Genomic DNA, 12382 nt, shown 5'->3' on the forward strand with positions numbered 1-12382 from the left:
TCCATCATGCCGGGTTCGCTCTTCAATTGCCCACGTCACGTTGGTACGTTGTCCCCATGGCCACCGAAGATGCCCACCTTACTGTCAGCGGTCCGCACGGCGACCGGGAGATGAGGGTGTCGAGCCCTGGCAGGGTGCTCTGGCCCGGGCCGGGACTCACCAAACTGGACCTGGCCCGCTACCTGGTCGACGTCGGGGACGCCTTCCTGGCGGCTAACGGCGGACGGCCGGTGACGCTCCAACGGTTCAAGGACACGGTGGACGGCGAACACTTCTTCTCCAAGAACCCGCCCAAAGGCGCCCCGGACTTTGTCCGTTCGGTMGACGTCGTCTATCCCAGCGGGCGTTCGCATCCCCAACTGGTCATCGACGAAGTCGCCGCCGCTGTATGGGCGGTGCAGATGAATACGGTCGTGTTCCACCCCTGGGCCTCCCGGGCCGAGAATCCGGACAATCCGGACGAACTCCGGATCGATCTCGATCCGCAGCCCGGTACCGGGTTCGCCGAGGCTGTGCCGGTCGCACGGGAGCTGCGGCGCGTGCTGGCGGAGGCCGGGCTTGACGCGTTTATCAAGACCTCGGGAAGCCGGGGGCTTCACGTCTTCGCCCCGGTCGAACCCACCCGGGAGTTCCTGGACGTGCGCCATGCAGTTATCGCGGCAGCGCGCGAACTCGAGCGGCGCATGCCGGAGCAGGTCACCACCGCGTGGTGGAAGGAAGAACGCGGCGCCCGCATCTTCGTGGACTTCAACCAGGCCAATCGCGACCGCACCATGGCTGGAGCTTATAGTCCGCGGGCCCTCCCGCAGGCGACGGTGTCATGCCCGATCCGCTGGGAGGAGCTCGACGACGCTGATCCGAAAACCCTCACCATCGTGACCGTGCCGGAACGGCTCAAGATTGCCGGTGATCCGTGGGCCGACATGCATTCGAGCGCGGGCGCCGTCGACCTGCTCCTGGAGTGKTGGGAGCGTGACGTCGCGGCAGGACTGGGGGAACTGCCGTTCCCGCCGGATTTTCCGAAGATGCCCGGGGAGCCGCCACGGGTGCAGCCCAGCCGGGCGCGCACCAAGGGCTGACCGAGACTGACGACCGCCGTCGCCATCCCATCCGGTCCCGCCGCCGTAGCGAATTACCGGCATGAGCAAGTCGGAGAAAAAGAACCTGCGGTATTGCGACTACTACTGCTTTATGTCGCTGAAGGATTTCGCGGCGTGGGTCGAGTCCGACGACGACCAGGACCCCGCCATGTCCTACTCCACGCCGCCTACCACGTGAGGTCCTGCGCCACGATCTCGTAGTGGCCGTCACGCTCGGTAAACGTGGCGCGGTACCCGCGCTTGACCCCGTTGACCACCATCTGGCAGTCCGTATGCGTGTTCACTTTGATGTCCGGGAAGTTCCTGCATTCCACCCCGGAGATCGACACCCCGGGATCCTTGGGCTTGGCGCGGGCCGTGATCCTCTCCGCCAGGATCTTGCCGCTGGTCTGCGGATCGAAGATCACCACCGTCGGCGGCGGTGTAGCCGTGACTGTGGTCGTTGGTCCCGGTGCGGCCGCGGGGGCGGCACAGCCTGCCAGAAGAAGCACCCCGCCCATGGATGCCGTACACGCAGTTCTCAAACGCTTCATCGCCGACCATTTCCATCCGACGCACGTACACAGGCACGTTCATGGAGCTACCCGAGACCCGGGCCGCCACACAGCCCACGATGCCTTGCACTGCTTGGGGAATCCTTGGGCCGGCGGCCGGGAGAAGTCCCCGTCAGGCCACGGCGTTAGCCGCGGGAGCGGACAGTCCGAAGTATGCCGCGGATCGAAACGCCGACGGCGCACACCAGCGGAGCCAGCGCTACAAGCGCCACCACGGTGTTGGGCCGGAACATCATGCGGCCGGAGGGACCCTTGGCATAAACGCCCAGCGGGAGCACAAAGCCCCCGCCGCCTCCGCCACTTCCGCCACTCCCGGGCTGGCCGTCTTCCGGGGCGCTGCCACCCCCGAAGCCGAACGACACCACTGCTACGGGGATGAGCTCTTCCCCGGCGACAGTCACGGCGGGGCCATACGCCCTGGACACCCCGACATTCTTGAACGTGTCCACGAGGGACGAAAAAGACTCAGACATAGGACACACGATAGGCAACGGCCGCTTGGAGCGCCAGAGCCGCGCGGCTCCGCCACCTGTGGCGGGACGCAATGCGGCGGGAAGTAATCGGGTCCTGGCTCTGGTTCCGGGCCGTGGCTTGCCCTTAGATTGGAGCAGGCGGGGGCACTGCCCAACCGTGGACAACGAGGCACCGGAATCGAGGCACTGGACATGACAAAATCCACCACTGCGGCATCACGGCTCGCCGACGCATTGGCAATCGTCCTTGGCACCGACGGGATTCCCTTGAGGCTGCGGGCCTGGGACGGCACCGAGGCGGGCCCGGAGGACGCTCCGGTGGTCGTCTTCCGCTCCCGGCGGGCACTGCGCCGGATGCTCTGGTCACCCGGGCAGCTCGGACTCAGCCGCGCCTACGTGGCCGGCGACATCGACGCACCCGGTGATATTTTCGCGGCCTTCGCAGCCCTCAGCTCGGCCGGGAAATTTGCCGAACCCGGACCGTTCCGGCCGCCGGCTCCCGGCGAAGTGTACGCGTTGCTCAGGGCTGCCGTCCGGCTCGGCGCACTGGGACCGAACCCGGCGCCGCCCCCKGAGGAAGCCCGCGTGGGCCGGTACGGCCGGCGTCATTCCAAGGGCCGTGACGCCGCGGCCATCTCCCACCATTACGACGTCGGGAACGACTTCTACGCGCTCGTCCTGGGTCCGTCCATGGTCTACTCCTGTGCGGTCTGGGAATCGGAGGAGACCGGGCTTGACGCAGCCCAGGCGGCCAAACTCKACCTGGTCTGCCGCAAGCTGGGCCTCAAGCCCGGCATGCGCGTGCTGGATGTGGGGTGCGGCTGGGGCAGCTTCGCGCTGCACGCGGCGCAACACTACGGGGTCGACGTCGTCGGGGTGACGCTCTCGGTCGAACAGGCAGCCCTGGCCCGGAAACGGGCGGCGGACGCCGGCCTGACGGACCGGGTGGACATCCGTGTCCAGGACTACCGCGACGTCGACGACGGTCCGTACGACGCGATCAGCTCCATCGGCATGTCGGAGCACGTGGGACGCGAGCAGATCGGGCACTATGCTTCCCGGCTGCAGGATCTGCTCCGTCCGGGAGGCAGATTGCTCAACCACGCGATCTCCTGGAACGCCGGAGCGGCCGCGCCGGACCCCGACTCCTTCATTCCCCGCTATGTCTTCCCGGACGGCGAAATGCTCAGTCTCACCGACATGGTCGCGGCACTTGAAACCGCGGGCCTGGAAGTGCTTGACGTCGAGGCCCTGCGGCGGCACTACGCCCTGACGCTCCGGGCCTKGGTGCGGAACCTTGAGGAGCACTGGGATGAGGCAGTCCKACTCGCAGGCGTGGGACGTGCGCGGGTGTGGCGGCTTTACATGGCAGCGAGTGCCCTMGGMTTCGAGGCGGGMATCACGGGCGTGAACCAGGTCCTGGTCCAGCGCCMGGGCGGCGAGGAACCGCCGTTGCGCCGCACGGCGTGGATCTGACAGTATGTCGCGGCGAACGCACGGGGCGGCGCAGCCACGACGCCCGGCCACAGTCCGGCCACGGCCGGKACGCGGCGGCGTCCCGGTGGCTGACCCGCAGCCCATGCGAGGCTAGGCTGACTTCATGAGCAATACCGAAGTGGCGCCTCAGGAAATTCTCTGCGAAACGGACGCGAACTGCGCCGGCGTCGAACTGCTGGTTCCGCGGCAGGTCCCGCTGGGCGGCCCGCGTGCCATGGACGTCCGGCGCACTCTCCCACAGCKCCAGCGGAGCCTCATCGGGGCCTGGTGCTTCCTGGACCACTACGGTCCGGACCGGGTAGGTGACTCCGGCGGCATGAAGGTCCCGCGCCACCCGCACACCGGGCTGCAGACCGTCAGCTGGCTTTTCACCGGGGAGATTGAACACCGGGACTCTGCCGGCTTCCACGCAGCCGTGCGGCCGGGTGAAGTGAACCTCATGACCGCCGGCCGCGGCATCAGCCACTCGGAATTTTCCACCCCGGACACAACCGTCCTGCACGGCGCGCAGCTGTGGGTGGCGCTGCCGGACCCGGCCCGCCACATGGCCCCCACGTTCGAGCACTATCGCCCGGAACCCGTTAGCKGAACTGGCTGGACACTTCGTGTCTTCTTGGGTTCGCTCGGCGGGTCCGTCTCGCCCGTCACCACTCACACCCCCCTCCTCGGTGCGGAGCTGGTGCTCGAAGCGGGCGCGGAACTGACCCTCGACACGGATGCCTCCTTTKAACACGGACTGCTCCTGGACGCGGGCAGCCTCAGCCTGGACGGGCACCTCGTCCCCAAAGACAACCTCGCATACCTGCCGGTCGGTCACGGGTCCCTGACGCTGACAGCGGGCAGCGACGGAGCTCGCGTCCTCCTGATCGGCGGGGCGCCGCTGGACGAAAAGATTGTCATGTGGTGGAACTTCGTCGGACGCAGCCACGAAGAGATTGTCGCCTACAGGGCCCAGTGGCAGGCCGAGATCGGTGCCGAGACCGCCGCGGAGGACGGTGCCCATACCGACGCCGGCCCGGCCGGTGCCGGGTCCGCCGGGGACGGCGCAGAGTTGCGGTTCGGTTCATTCCCGCCGGGAGAACCGGCGCCGCTCCCGGCCCCGGCCCTGCCGAATGCCCGCATCCGGCCGCGCGGCTGACTCGTGCTCGCCGGCAAGACCAACAGCTGCCCCCAACGAAGGAGACCACATTGACCGCCATCACCGTGAGAAACAACGCGGAGCGCAGCCGCTTCGAAATACTCGACGCCGGCGCCGTGATCGGCCAGGCGGCCTATGTGGACGACGTCGGGGCGGATCAGCGCATTTTCTATCACACGGTGATCAGCGAAGAATACGGTGGCCAGGGGCTGGCCGGGACRCTGGCCGCGCAGGCACTCGATGCGACCGTCGCCGCGGGCCTCGTGATCGTTCCGGTGTGTCCGTTCATCAAGAAGTACCTTGGAAAGCACCCGGACTATTCGGCCAACGTGGTGACCCCCACTCCGGCACATCTGGAATTCCTGAGCGCCGCGCTGGCCCAACGCGTCCGGCAGTGACCCCGGCGAACGCCAAGGTGCCTGCCGCTAACGTGCCTGGCGCTCACGTATGCGCGAGGAACCGCTCCACCCGCCGGTCGGGGATGAGCCAGAGTGCGGCGACCGCCGCGTAGGTGGCGATCCCCAGGACAGGGTTCACAAAGGTCAGGGCCATCCCCGCGACGTACAGGGCCGGGGAACCCTTGCCCTTCCAGTCCTGCCCCATGGCCTGCTCCAGCGCGCCGCCCCGGCCCTGCTGACGGATCAGGGCCAGCTTCAGGATGTAGTACGCAATCGCCGCGAGCAGCAGGTTCAGCCCGTAAACCAGGACGGGCACCTGGGCCAGGCCCGCGTCATTGATCCAGCGCGTGGTGAACGGGAAGAGCGACAGCCAGAACAGCAGGTGCAGGTTGGCCCAGAGGACTCCACCGTTGATCCTGCCGGCCAGATGCAGCATGTGGTGGTGGTTGTTCCAGTAGATTCCGACATAGACGAAGCTCAGCACGTAGCTGAGAAACGTAGGAAGCTCGTGGAGCAGGGCCGGCCACGTAGGTTCGGCCGGGACGTGCAGCTCCAGGACCATGATGGTGATCACGATGGCAAGCACGCCGTCGCTGAAGGCCTCCAGTCGGTTCTTGTTCACGGGCCGCCTTCGATCGGGGCATCGTTGCCGATGCAGCGAGGGACTGCAGACGCCGTGACCACTGCTTCGCAGGCACCGGGACCGCACGTCCGCATTTTGACGAGGAGTCTACCGGGAACCGGCCAGCGTCGGCCACGCTCCGCGAGCAGCCGCCCGGCGCTGAGCCCCACGGCGCCTGCGGCGTGACCCTAGCCCTCGGGTTCTTCCGCGAGCTCGGCCTCGGCCATTTCGAGGGCGAAGCCCAGCGCACTGGCGAGGTTGCCGGAGGCCGCCACAATGCGGGGCGTCCCGACGATGGGGGCGACGGCAATCAGGACGCCCTGGACGTCTTCCAAGGTGATGCCGACTTCCATAGCGGTACCGGCATTGAGCAGATACGAGGCAGCCGGAGCGTCGACTGCCGCGAGGGCCGCGATCCGGGCCAGCATCAACTCCCGTGGATCGAGTGTGGAGCGTTCGAGCGATACGGCGGTGATATCGGCGAGGGTGCTGAGGACGGGGGTTTCTTCTTCGGCCATGGTCATGCCTCCATCTGGTTGCAGTGGTTGAGTGCCGATTGGCGCGACCAGTGCGGGTCGCTGCGACTCGCTATCAACCTAGCCCGCGATATTGGGGGAGGACATCACCCGAAGGGCATGAGGCGGTCATCAGCCACTCCGCACCGTGACAGATGCGGCTGCGCGTGCGCCGCGGGACAGGCAGTGGCTCGTTGACKAGGCGCCGTTTCGGGGCCACAATCGCATTAACCTGAGCCAAGGCACGTCTGTGCGCTCAGGAGGGACTTACCCCGGCAACCAGTGCCAGCGGCGGTCCCTGACGTMAAAGGGAGGTCGCTGATCATGGCCAAGACCAAAGTMAAGCACCGGAGCGTCGAGGAACGTGCTGCGACGGGCAAGGGATGCCGAAAGGACACGCCGGTCTCCATCCACACTGGCTGGGTTCCCGCGCCCGACCGCCCGGATCCGGTCGCGCTGCTCGAGGAGCAAAACCTCACCCGGGAGCAGGACCTCGTACCCGTGCGGCACGGCCGGATGCTGGTCTCGCCCTTTACGTTCTACCGCGGTGCGGCCAAGATCATGGCCGCCGACCTGAAGGACACTCMGCGCGCGGGCCTGGTTTCCCARCTGTGCGGGGACGCCCACCTGTCCAACTTCGGCGTGTTTGCCTCCCCGGAGCGAACACTGCTGTTTKACCTGAATGACTTCGACGAAACGCTACCTGGCCCATTTGAGTACGACGTCAAGCGAATGTCCGCGAGTTTCACCATCGCGGCGCGGAACAACGCCTTCACCAAGGAAGAAACCCGCGATGTGACTCTCACCGCMGTTCGGGCCTACCGAGAAGCGATGGCCGAGTTCGCGCAAATGGKGACCCTCGATATCTGGTACGCCCGGCTGTCCGAGGAGCAGCTACTGGAGACCATCCAGATGGCTGTCGCGACTCAAAAAGGGAAGTCCCTCAAGAAGGCCGCTGAAGGCATGGAGAAAACGGCGCGAGCGAACGTCGCGAAGGCGCGCACCCGCGACAGCCTGCAGGCACTGTCCAAGCTAGGCGAACTCGTCGACGGGAAGTATCGCATCGTCAGCCAGCCGCCGATCGTCATTCCCGCGCGGGAGCTCGGCGAATCGTTGGATATGTCTGCCGATGAGATTCAGCAAGTCATACGTGAGCAGCTGCGCTCCTACAGGATCTCGTTGCAGGACGACCGACGACACCTGCTGGAACGCTTTGAGATCATCGACGTCGCCCGCAAGGTCGTGGGCGTCGGCAGCGTCGGCACCCGGGCCTTTATCGCGCTGCTCCAGGGCCGCGACCAAGAGGATCCGCTGTTCCTGCAGGTCAAGGAGGCCACTCGATCGGTACTGGAGGACCACTTGCCCAAGAGCAAGTTCAAGCAGCCTGGTGAGCGCGTCGTTCAGGGACAGCGGATGATGCAGGCCGCGAGCGACATCTTCCTGGGGTGGACCAAGGGCGCACAGGAAAACCGGTACCTGTACTGGCGCCAGCTGCGCGACATGAAGGGCTCGGCCGTTGTGGAAGGCATGAAACCGCTGGGCATGACGCTCTATGCCAACGTATGCGGCTGGACGCTGGCCCGGGCGCACGCCCGCTCCGGCGACCCGATCGCGCTCGCCGCCTACCTCGGCAAGAGCGACAAGTTCKACTTATCKATCGCAGACTTCTCCGAGCGTTACGCCGACCAGAACGACCAGGACTACCAGGCCTTCGCGGATGCCGTTCGTTCCGKCCGCCTGGAAGCAACCGAGGGCCTCTGAGCCGACGGGAGAAATTGCGGGACGGCAAGAGCATGCTCCCCGGAAGGCGGCGCCGTGAGTGAACGACTCGCAGGACAACAGATGTCTCTCTGGGTTGCCACAGCCGGTGCCACCAGCTATCCGTCCCTGAACACGGATCTGGATGCCGACGTGGCGGTGGTCGGAGCAGGGATMGCCGGCCTGACCGCGGCGCTGGCCCTCAAACGGGACGGCCACACCGTCGCCGTCCTCGAGGCCGCGCGCATCGGCACCGGAGTCACAGGGCACACCACCGGCAAGGTCACCTCGCTGCACCGCCTGGCCTACACCGAGCTCACGGACCGGCACGGCCCGGATGTCGCGCKCGCCTACGGGCAGGCCAACCAAGCCGCGATCGAACACATCGCGCGGGTGGTGGCGGAGGAAGGCATCGACTGCGATTTCCGCAGGGTGTCCAACTACACCTACGCGGAATCCGACGACGCCCTCACCCGCGTCCGCGACGAAGCCGAACTGGCAGCACGGCTGGGCCTTCCTTCGGTCTTCACCCCCGAGGTGCCGCTGCCGTTCGCTGTCCGGGGCGGGGTCCGGTTCGATCACCAGGCGCAGCTTCACGCGGTGAAGTACCTTCAAGGCCTCGCCCGCGCCGTCGAGGGAGGCGGGAGCCACGTCTTCGAGGACTCGCGCGTCACGTCGCTGCGCGATGGTGCGCCGGGCGTCGTCGAGACCGCGCGGGGCACAGTCCGGGCTCTGGAGGTCATCGTTGCCACCAACGTTCCGATCGGCGACGCCGGACTGTTTGCCGGTCGCTGCTACCTGCACCGGTCCTACGTCGTTGCCGCCCCGGCGGCGCCGGAGCGTTTGGACGGGACCTTCATCAGCGTCGACGAACCGATGCGCTCTATCCTGGCGATCGACGTCGGCGGCGCGTCTTTTGTCCTCACCGGCGGCGAGGGGCACAGTGCCGCCGAACCTGGCGACACCCCCACCCGGTACCGCCGCCTGGAAGCATTCTCCCGTGACCGCCTCGGCACAGGAGACGTCAGTTTTCGATGGTCCACGCAGGATTCCATGCYGGTCGACKGATTGCCCTACGTGGGACGCATGTCCCCGGACGCCGGACACCTTCATGTGATCACGGGGCTGCGCAAATGGGGCCTGACCAACGGCACTGCCGGAGCACTGATCCTGGCCGACACGCTCTCCGGCCRTCACAACCCCTGGGCGGCGGTGTTCGACAGCAACCGGACGGCTCCGGCCAGCCCTCCAGGGACCGCCGGGCCGGCCGGCGGGGCAGGAGTTCTGCCGGCGGACCCCGGGAAACCGGAACCCGGGGGACAKACCGCCGTCGCCGGGCTGCGCCCGCGCGAAGGCACCGTTGTCGACGTCGACGGCGCGGCGACTGCTGTCTATGCCGCCGAATCCGGAAGKCTCCACGCCGTCTCTGCCATCTGCACGCACCTGGGCTGCACCGTGGAGTTCAACGCCGAGGACACGACGTGGGACTGTCCTTGCCACGGCTCCCRGTTTGCGCCCGACGGCACCGTCATCCAGGGGCCGGCGACCGAGAACCTCGCGGCGCGGCCTTCACCATCCCGTCCGGCTGGACCCGTCCCCGGCTGATTCCTCTGCCGTCCGGCCCGGCCGCCGTTCAGCGGCCGCGACAGGGTTCCCCCGGGCAGGGTCCGCGCGGCGGAGCCGTTCAAGCCCCACGACGTCCCGGCCGAACGAATACACCAGCAGCCCAAGTGCCGCGCCGAGCGCCACGCTGCCCGGCCATACGGGGACGCCAGGCAGCAGGGCGAACAGCAGTGCCGCGGGCTGGATGGCCCAGATCACCTTGCGAAGGGTGCTGGACGGCAGCGGKATCTTCAGGGACGGCTGGAACCATCCTGCGGCAAGGAACACGTAGTACATCAGGCCGATGCCCAACGGCCACGGGCCAAATGATCCCGCTGCCGCGCACGACAACACGAGAACCAGCGTGGCGTCGGTATCCGAATCCAGTCGCGCGCCCTCGGCCGTCGCGGACCCTGTCAGGCGGGCCACCCGTCCGTCCGCGGCATCAAGCAGGAACGCTGCACTCCCCAKCACAACGATCAGACCGTGCGTCCCGGGTCCTGTGAACAGGTCCCACGCCGTCACCGCGGCACAGCAGGCCACGACGGCGGCCCTGCCGAGGGTGACCCGGTCCGCAGGAGTCGAAAACCGCGGCACGCGKCCCAGGACGGAGCTGGCGGCCCGCACGATCACCGCGGCACCGGCCACCAGCGCCAGCCACCAGAAAGCAGGCTCAGCCACGAGCACGGTGCCGAGCCAGATCCCCGCGACCAGGTAGGCCGCGACGGCAACTGCGGCATCGGCCACGRCCCGGCGGGCGCTGGTGCCTGCTGACGCGCGCGCGTGGTGAAACGCCGTGCCCCTGTGCGCCGTTCCCTGTTCACATKATTTCAGCCTGAACCACCCCGCCCACATGCTARCAATTGCGGGGGAGGCTCCCCGGCTGCCCCGCGCGGGCGGCATCCGGTGCCCGCTCCCGGCCCCTCCCTGGACCGCGATTCCGCGCCTCTGTGTCGAACCCTGAACGTCCGGCCGCCTACTCCCGCGCTGTTCAGGCGGAGGACCGGGCAGGCCGCCGGGGTGTCCGGCGCCCGGCCCGGGCGAAGCCGACGGCAGCCAGGACGGCTCCGGCGGCTTCGGCCACCGCACTCACCGTCTTCTCAAAAAACCAGACGGGATCGTACATAGCGGGGAAGGGACCAAAGGCAGGAATGTCCACGTAGCGGTACAGGACCACGGCGATGAAGGCACTGAGCGAAACGACGAACGCGACGGCGTAGGCGGCCCGGCTGCCGCGCAGCAGTACGAACAGCCCGGCCAGCACGGCCGCGGCCGATTCGAGGAGGAAGAGATTACCCTGGCCGATCCCCGCGGGGTTTCCCGCCTGGTAGCCCGGTGCMAGATGGATGTGGACACCGGCGTCGATGAACAGGGCGACGGCAGTGAGGATGCGCAACGTCATGCCGGTTCCATGGACGCCGACAGACTGCCCGGGATGGCTATGGGCGCTCACTTGACGATCGTTCATTTGACGATCAGCGTCCCGTGCATGCCCGGATGGAAAGTGCAGTGATAGGGGTAAGACCCGGGTTTCGTCGGAGCSGTGAACGTGGCGGTGCTGCCGCCGCCTTTGACCTCCGTATCKAATGCTGCGCCCTCGTCGGCCGTGACAGTGTGAGCAGYGCTATCCATATTCGTGATGGCGACCGTCGCGCCGGGCGCCACCGTGAGCRGATCGCCGTAGGCGAAGTCTTTGATCGTGATGGTGACGGCTGCGGTGGCCGCCGTCGGACTGGCCCCTGGGCTGGAGCCGGATGCCGGCGCCGAGGTCGGTGCCGGCATGCCACCTCCGCCCGCGCACCCGCCGGTTCCGATCAGGATCAGAACCACCCACAGTGACGACAGCTTCCGGCCAGCCTTCATGGCGCACCACCCCGAACGGATTATGGGAAATGAGCGAATCTACGTACGCACTTCATTGTGCGCCTGCCGGGCACGAATGGAACCTGCCCGGATGAATTGTTCCCGAATGGAACACAAAGGCCATCGCCTCCGGAGCGCCGGCGCCGCCACCGCCCGCGGCGTGCTGCTCCGGGGCATGCTGCCCAGGGTCCGGCCGGCGGGATAGCGTAGGGACTGCATGCATTCCAACCGGCACGGGAGGCACGATCGCGTGAAGCGTAAGAAGTCCGGGCCGGTATCGCTGACGGTGCTCATTGCCTTTGCCGCAAACATCCTTGTTGCGGCAGCGAAAACCGCGGCCGCGCTCGTCTCGGGTTCAGCGTCCATGACCKCCGAGGCAGCCCACTCCTGGGCCGACACCGGCAACCAGGTCTTCCTCCTCATCGCGGAACGGAAGGCCGCAAGKAAGAGGGACAGGTCCCACCCCATGGGCTACGGCCGCGAGGCCTACGTGTGGTCCATGATTGCCGCTTTCGGCCTGTTTACGGCCGGGGCCGTMGTGTCGGTGATGCACGGCATCCAGCAGCTCTTCACACCGGAGCCGGCCGGCGACTACGCGATCGCCTATCTTGTCCTCGCGATCGCCTTTGTCTTCGAGGGCGTGTCCTTCACCCAGGCGTTCCGGCAGAGCCGGAAGGCCGCGCGCGAGCTGGACCGGAGCACCCTGGAACAGGTCCTGAAGAGCTCMGATCCCACCCTGCGTGCCGTCTTTGCCGAGGACTCGGCMGCCCTGGTMGGTCTCATCATCGCCTTCGCGGGGATTTTCCTGCACCAGGTCACGGGGTCTGCCGTGCCCGATGCCGTGGGGTCCATTCTGGTGGGC

Annotated in this window: 15 protein-coding genes; 8 read left to right on the top strand and 7 right to left on the bottom strand. The window is 67.3% G+C overall.

The window, feature by feature from the left end:
• The first annotated feature begins 56 nt into the window (after positions 1 to 56).
• Together ligD and AC1DBQ_RS07500 are read left to right on the top strand one after the other, a co-directional pair.
• Positions 57 to 1079 carry a non-homologous end-joining DNA ligase gene (ligD, locus tag AC1DBQ_RS07495; RefSeq protein ID WP_476927905.1) on the top strand — a complete coding sequence of 341 codons (1023 nt, stop codon included), beginning with the start codon at positions 57 to 59 and terminating at the stop codon, positions 1077 to 1079.
• A 61-nt stretch (positions 1080 to 1140) separates the two neighbouring features.
• Entirely contained in the window at positions 1141 to 1278 is a 138-nt protein-coding gene (locus AC1DBQ_RS07500; RefSeq protein ID WP_202615773.1) for a hypothetical protein, read from the top strand.
• Here AC1DBQ_RS07500 and AC1DBQ_RS07505 read toward each other — a convergent pair.
• Positions 1268 to 1600: a hypothetical protein gene (locus tag AC1DBQ_RS07505; RefSeq protein WP_476927906.1), complete on the bottom strand. Its 333-nt coding sequence runs from the start codon at positions 1598 to 1600 to the stop codon at positions 1268 to 1270. The genes AC1DBQ_RS07500 and AC1DBQ_RS07505 overlap by 11 nt on opposite strands.
• Positions 1601 to 1779: 179 nt before the next feature.
• Complete coding sequence (locus AC1DBQ_RS07510) at positions 1780 to 2127, bottom strand: hypothetical protein (protein ID WP_476927907.1); 348 nt, start codon at positions 2125 to 2127, stop codon at positions 1780 to 1782.
• Between the two features lie 192 nt (positions 2128 to 2319).
• On the opposite strand from AC1DBQ_RS07510, the gene AC1DBQ_RS07515 reads away from it, so the two are divergent.
• The 3 genes from AC1DBQ_RS07515 to AC1DBQ_RS07525 all read left to right on the top strand — a co-directional run bounded on the left by AC1DBQ_RS07515 (position 2320) and on the right by AC1DBQ_RS07525 (position 5160).
• Positions 2320 to 3603: a class I SAM-dependent methyltransferase gene (locus AC1DBQ_RS07515; RefSeq protein ID WP_476927908.1), complete on the top strand. Its 1284-nt coding sequence runs from the start codon at positions 2320 to 2322 to the stop codon at positions 3601 to 3603.
• A 124-nt stretch (positions 3604 to 3727) separates the two neighbouring features.
• Complete coding sequence (locus AC1DBQ_RS07520) at positions 3728 to 4762, top strand: pirin family protein (RefSeq protein ID WP_476927909.1); 1035 nt, start codon at positions 3728 to 3730, stop codon at positions 4760 to 4762.
• 50 nt (positions 4763 to 4812) lie between these two features.
• On the top strand, positions 4813 to 5160 hold the full coding sequence (locus tag AC1DBQ_RS07525; RefSeq protein WP_476927910.1) for a GNAT family N-acetyltransferase: 348 nt from the start codon (positions 4813 to 4815) through the stop codon (positions 5158 to 5160).
• 43 nt (positions 5161 to 5203) lie between these two features.
• Here the strand turns inward: AC1DBQ_RS07525 and AC1DBQ_RS07530 are convergent, their stop codons facing one another.
• The gene (locus AC1DBQ_RS07530) at positions 5204 to 5782 is read right to left on the bottom strand and encodes a TMEM175 family protein (RefSeq protein WP_476927911.1); all 579 of its coding nucleotides are present in this window, start codon (positions 5780 to 5782) and stop codon (positions 5204 to 5206) included.
• Between the two features lie 188 nt (positions 5783 to 5970).
• Positions 5971 to 6300: a carboxymuconolactone decarboxylase family protein gene (locus tag AC1DBQ_RS07535; protein ID WP_476927912.1), complete on the bottom strand. Its 330-nt coding sequence runs from the start codon at positions 6298 to 6300 to the stop codon at positions 5971 to 5973.
• A 321-nt stretch (positions 6301 to 6621) separates the two neighbouring features.
• Here AC1DBQ_RS07535 and AC1DBQ_RS07540 point away from each other — a divergent pair, with 321 nt between their 5' ends.
• Both AC1DBQ_RS07540 and AC1DBQ_RS07545 read left to right on the top strand, forming a co-directional pair.
• Entirely contained in the window at positions 6622 to 8058 is a 1437-nt protein-coding gene (locus AC1DBQ_RS07540; protein ID WP_476927913.1) for a DUF2252 domain-containing protein, read from the top strand.
• Between the two features lie 54 nt (positions 8059 to 8112).
• Positions 8113 to 9660, top strand: a complete 1548-nt coding sequence (locus AC1DBQ_RS07545; RefSeq protein WP_476927914.1) for an FAD-dependent oxidoreductase — start codon at positions 8113 to 8115, stop codon at positions 9658 to 9660.
• Here the strand turns inward: AC1DBQ_RS07545 and AC1DBQ_RS07550 are convergent.
• The 3 genes from AC1DBQ_RS07550 to AC1DBQ_RS07560 all read right to left on the bottom strand — a co-directional run bounded on the left by AC1DBQ_RS07550 (position 9625) and on the right by AC1DBQ_RS07560 (position 11439).
• Positions 9625 to 10404: a CDP-alcohol phosphatidyltransferase family protein gene (locus AC1DBQ_RS07550; RefSeq protein ID WP_476927916.1), complete on the bottom strand. Its 780-nt coding sequence runs from the start codon at positions 10402 to 10404 to the stop codon at positions 9625 to 9627. The genes AC1DBQ_RS07545 and AC1DBQ_RS07550 overlap by 36 nt on opposite strands.
• Positions 10405 to 10648: 244 nt before the next feature.
• Positions 10649 to 11110, bottom strand: a complete 462-nt coding sequence (locus AC1DBQ_RS07555) for a hypothetical protein (RefSeq protein WP_476927917.1) — start codon at positions 11108 to 11110, stop codon at positions 10649 to 10651.
• Positions 11111 to 11121: 11 nt separating this feature from the next.
• Positions 11122 to 11439: a cupredoxin domain-containing protein gene (locus tag AC1DBQ_RS07560; protein WP_476927918.1), complete on the bottom strand. Its 318-nt coding sequence runs from the start codon at positions 11437 to 11439 to the stop codon at positions 11122 to 11124.
• A gap of 331 nt (positions 11440 to 11770) precedes the next feature.
• Between AC1DBQ_RS07560 and AC1DBQ_RS07565 the strand changes: the two genes are divergently transcribed.
• Positions 11771 to 12382, top strand: a 612-nt coding sequence (locus tag AC1DBQ_RS07565; RefSeq protein WP_476927919.1) for a cation diffusion facilitator family transporter, incomplete at its 3' end; no start/stop codon positions are given.

Source organism: Arthrobacter sp. 10T413_2 (assembly GCF_056394205.1).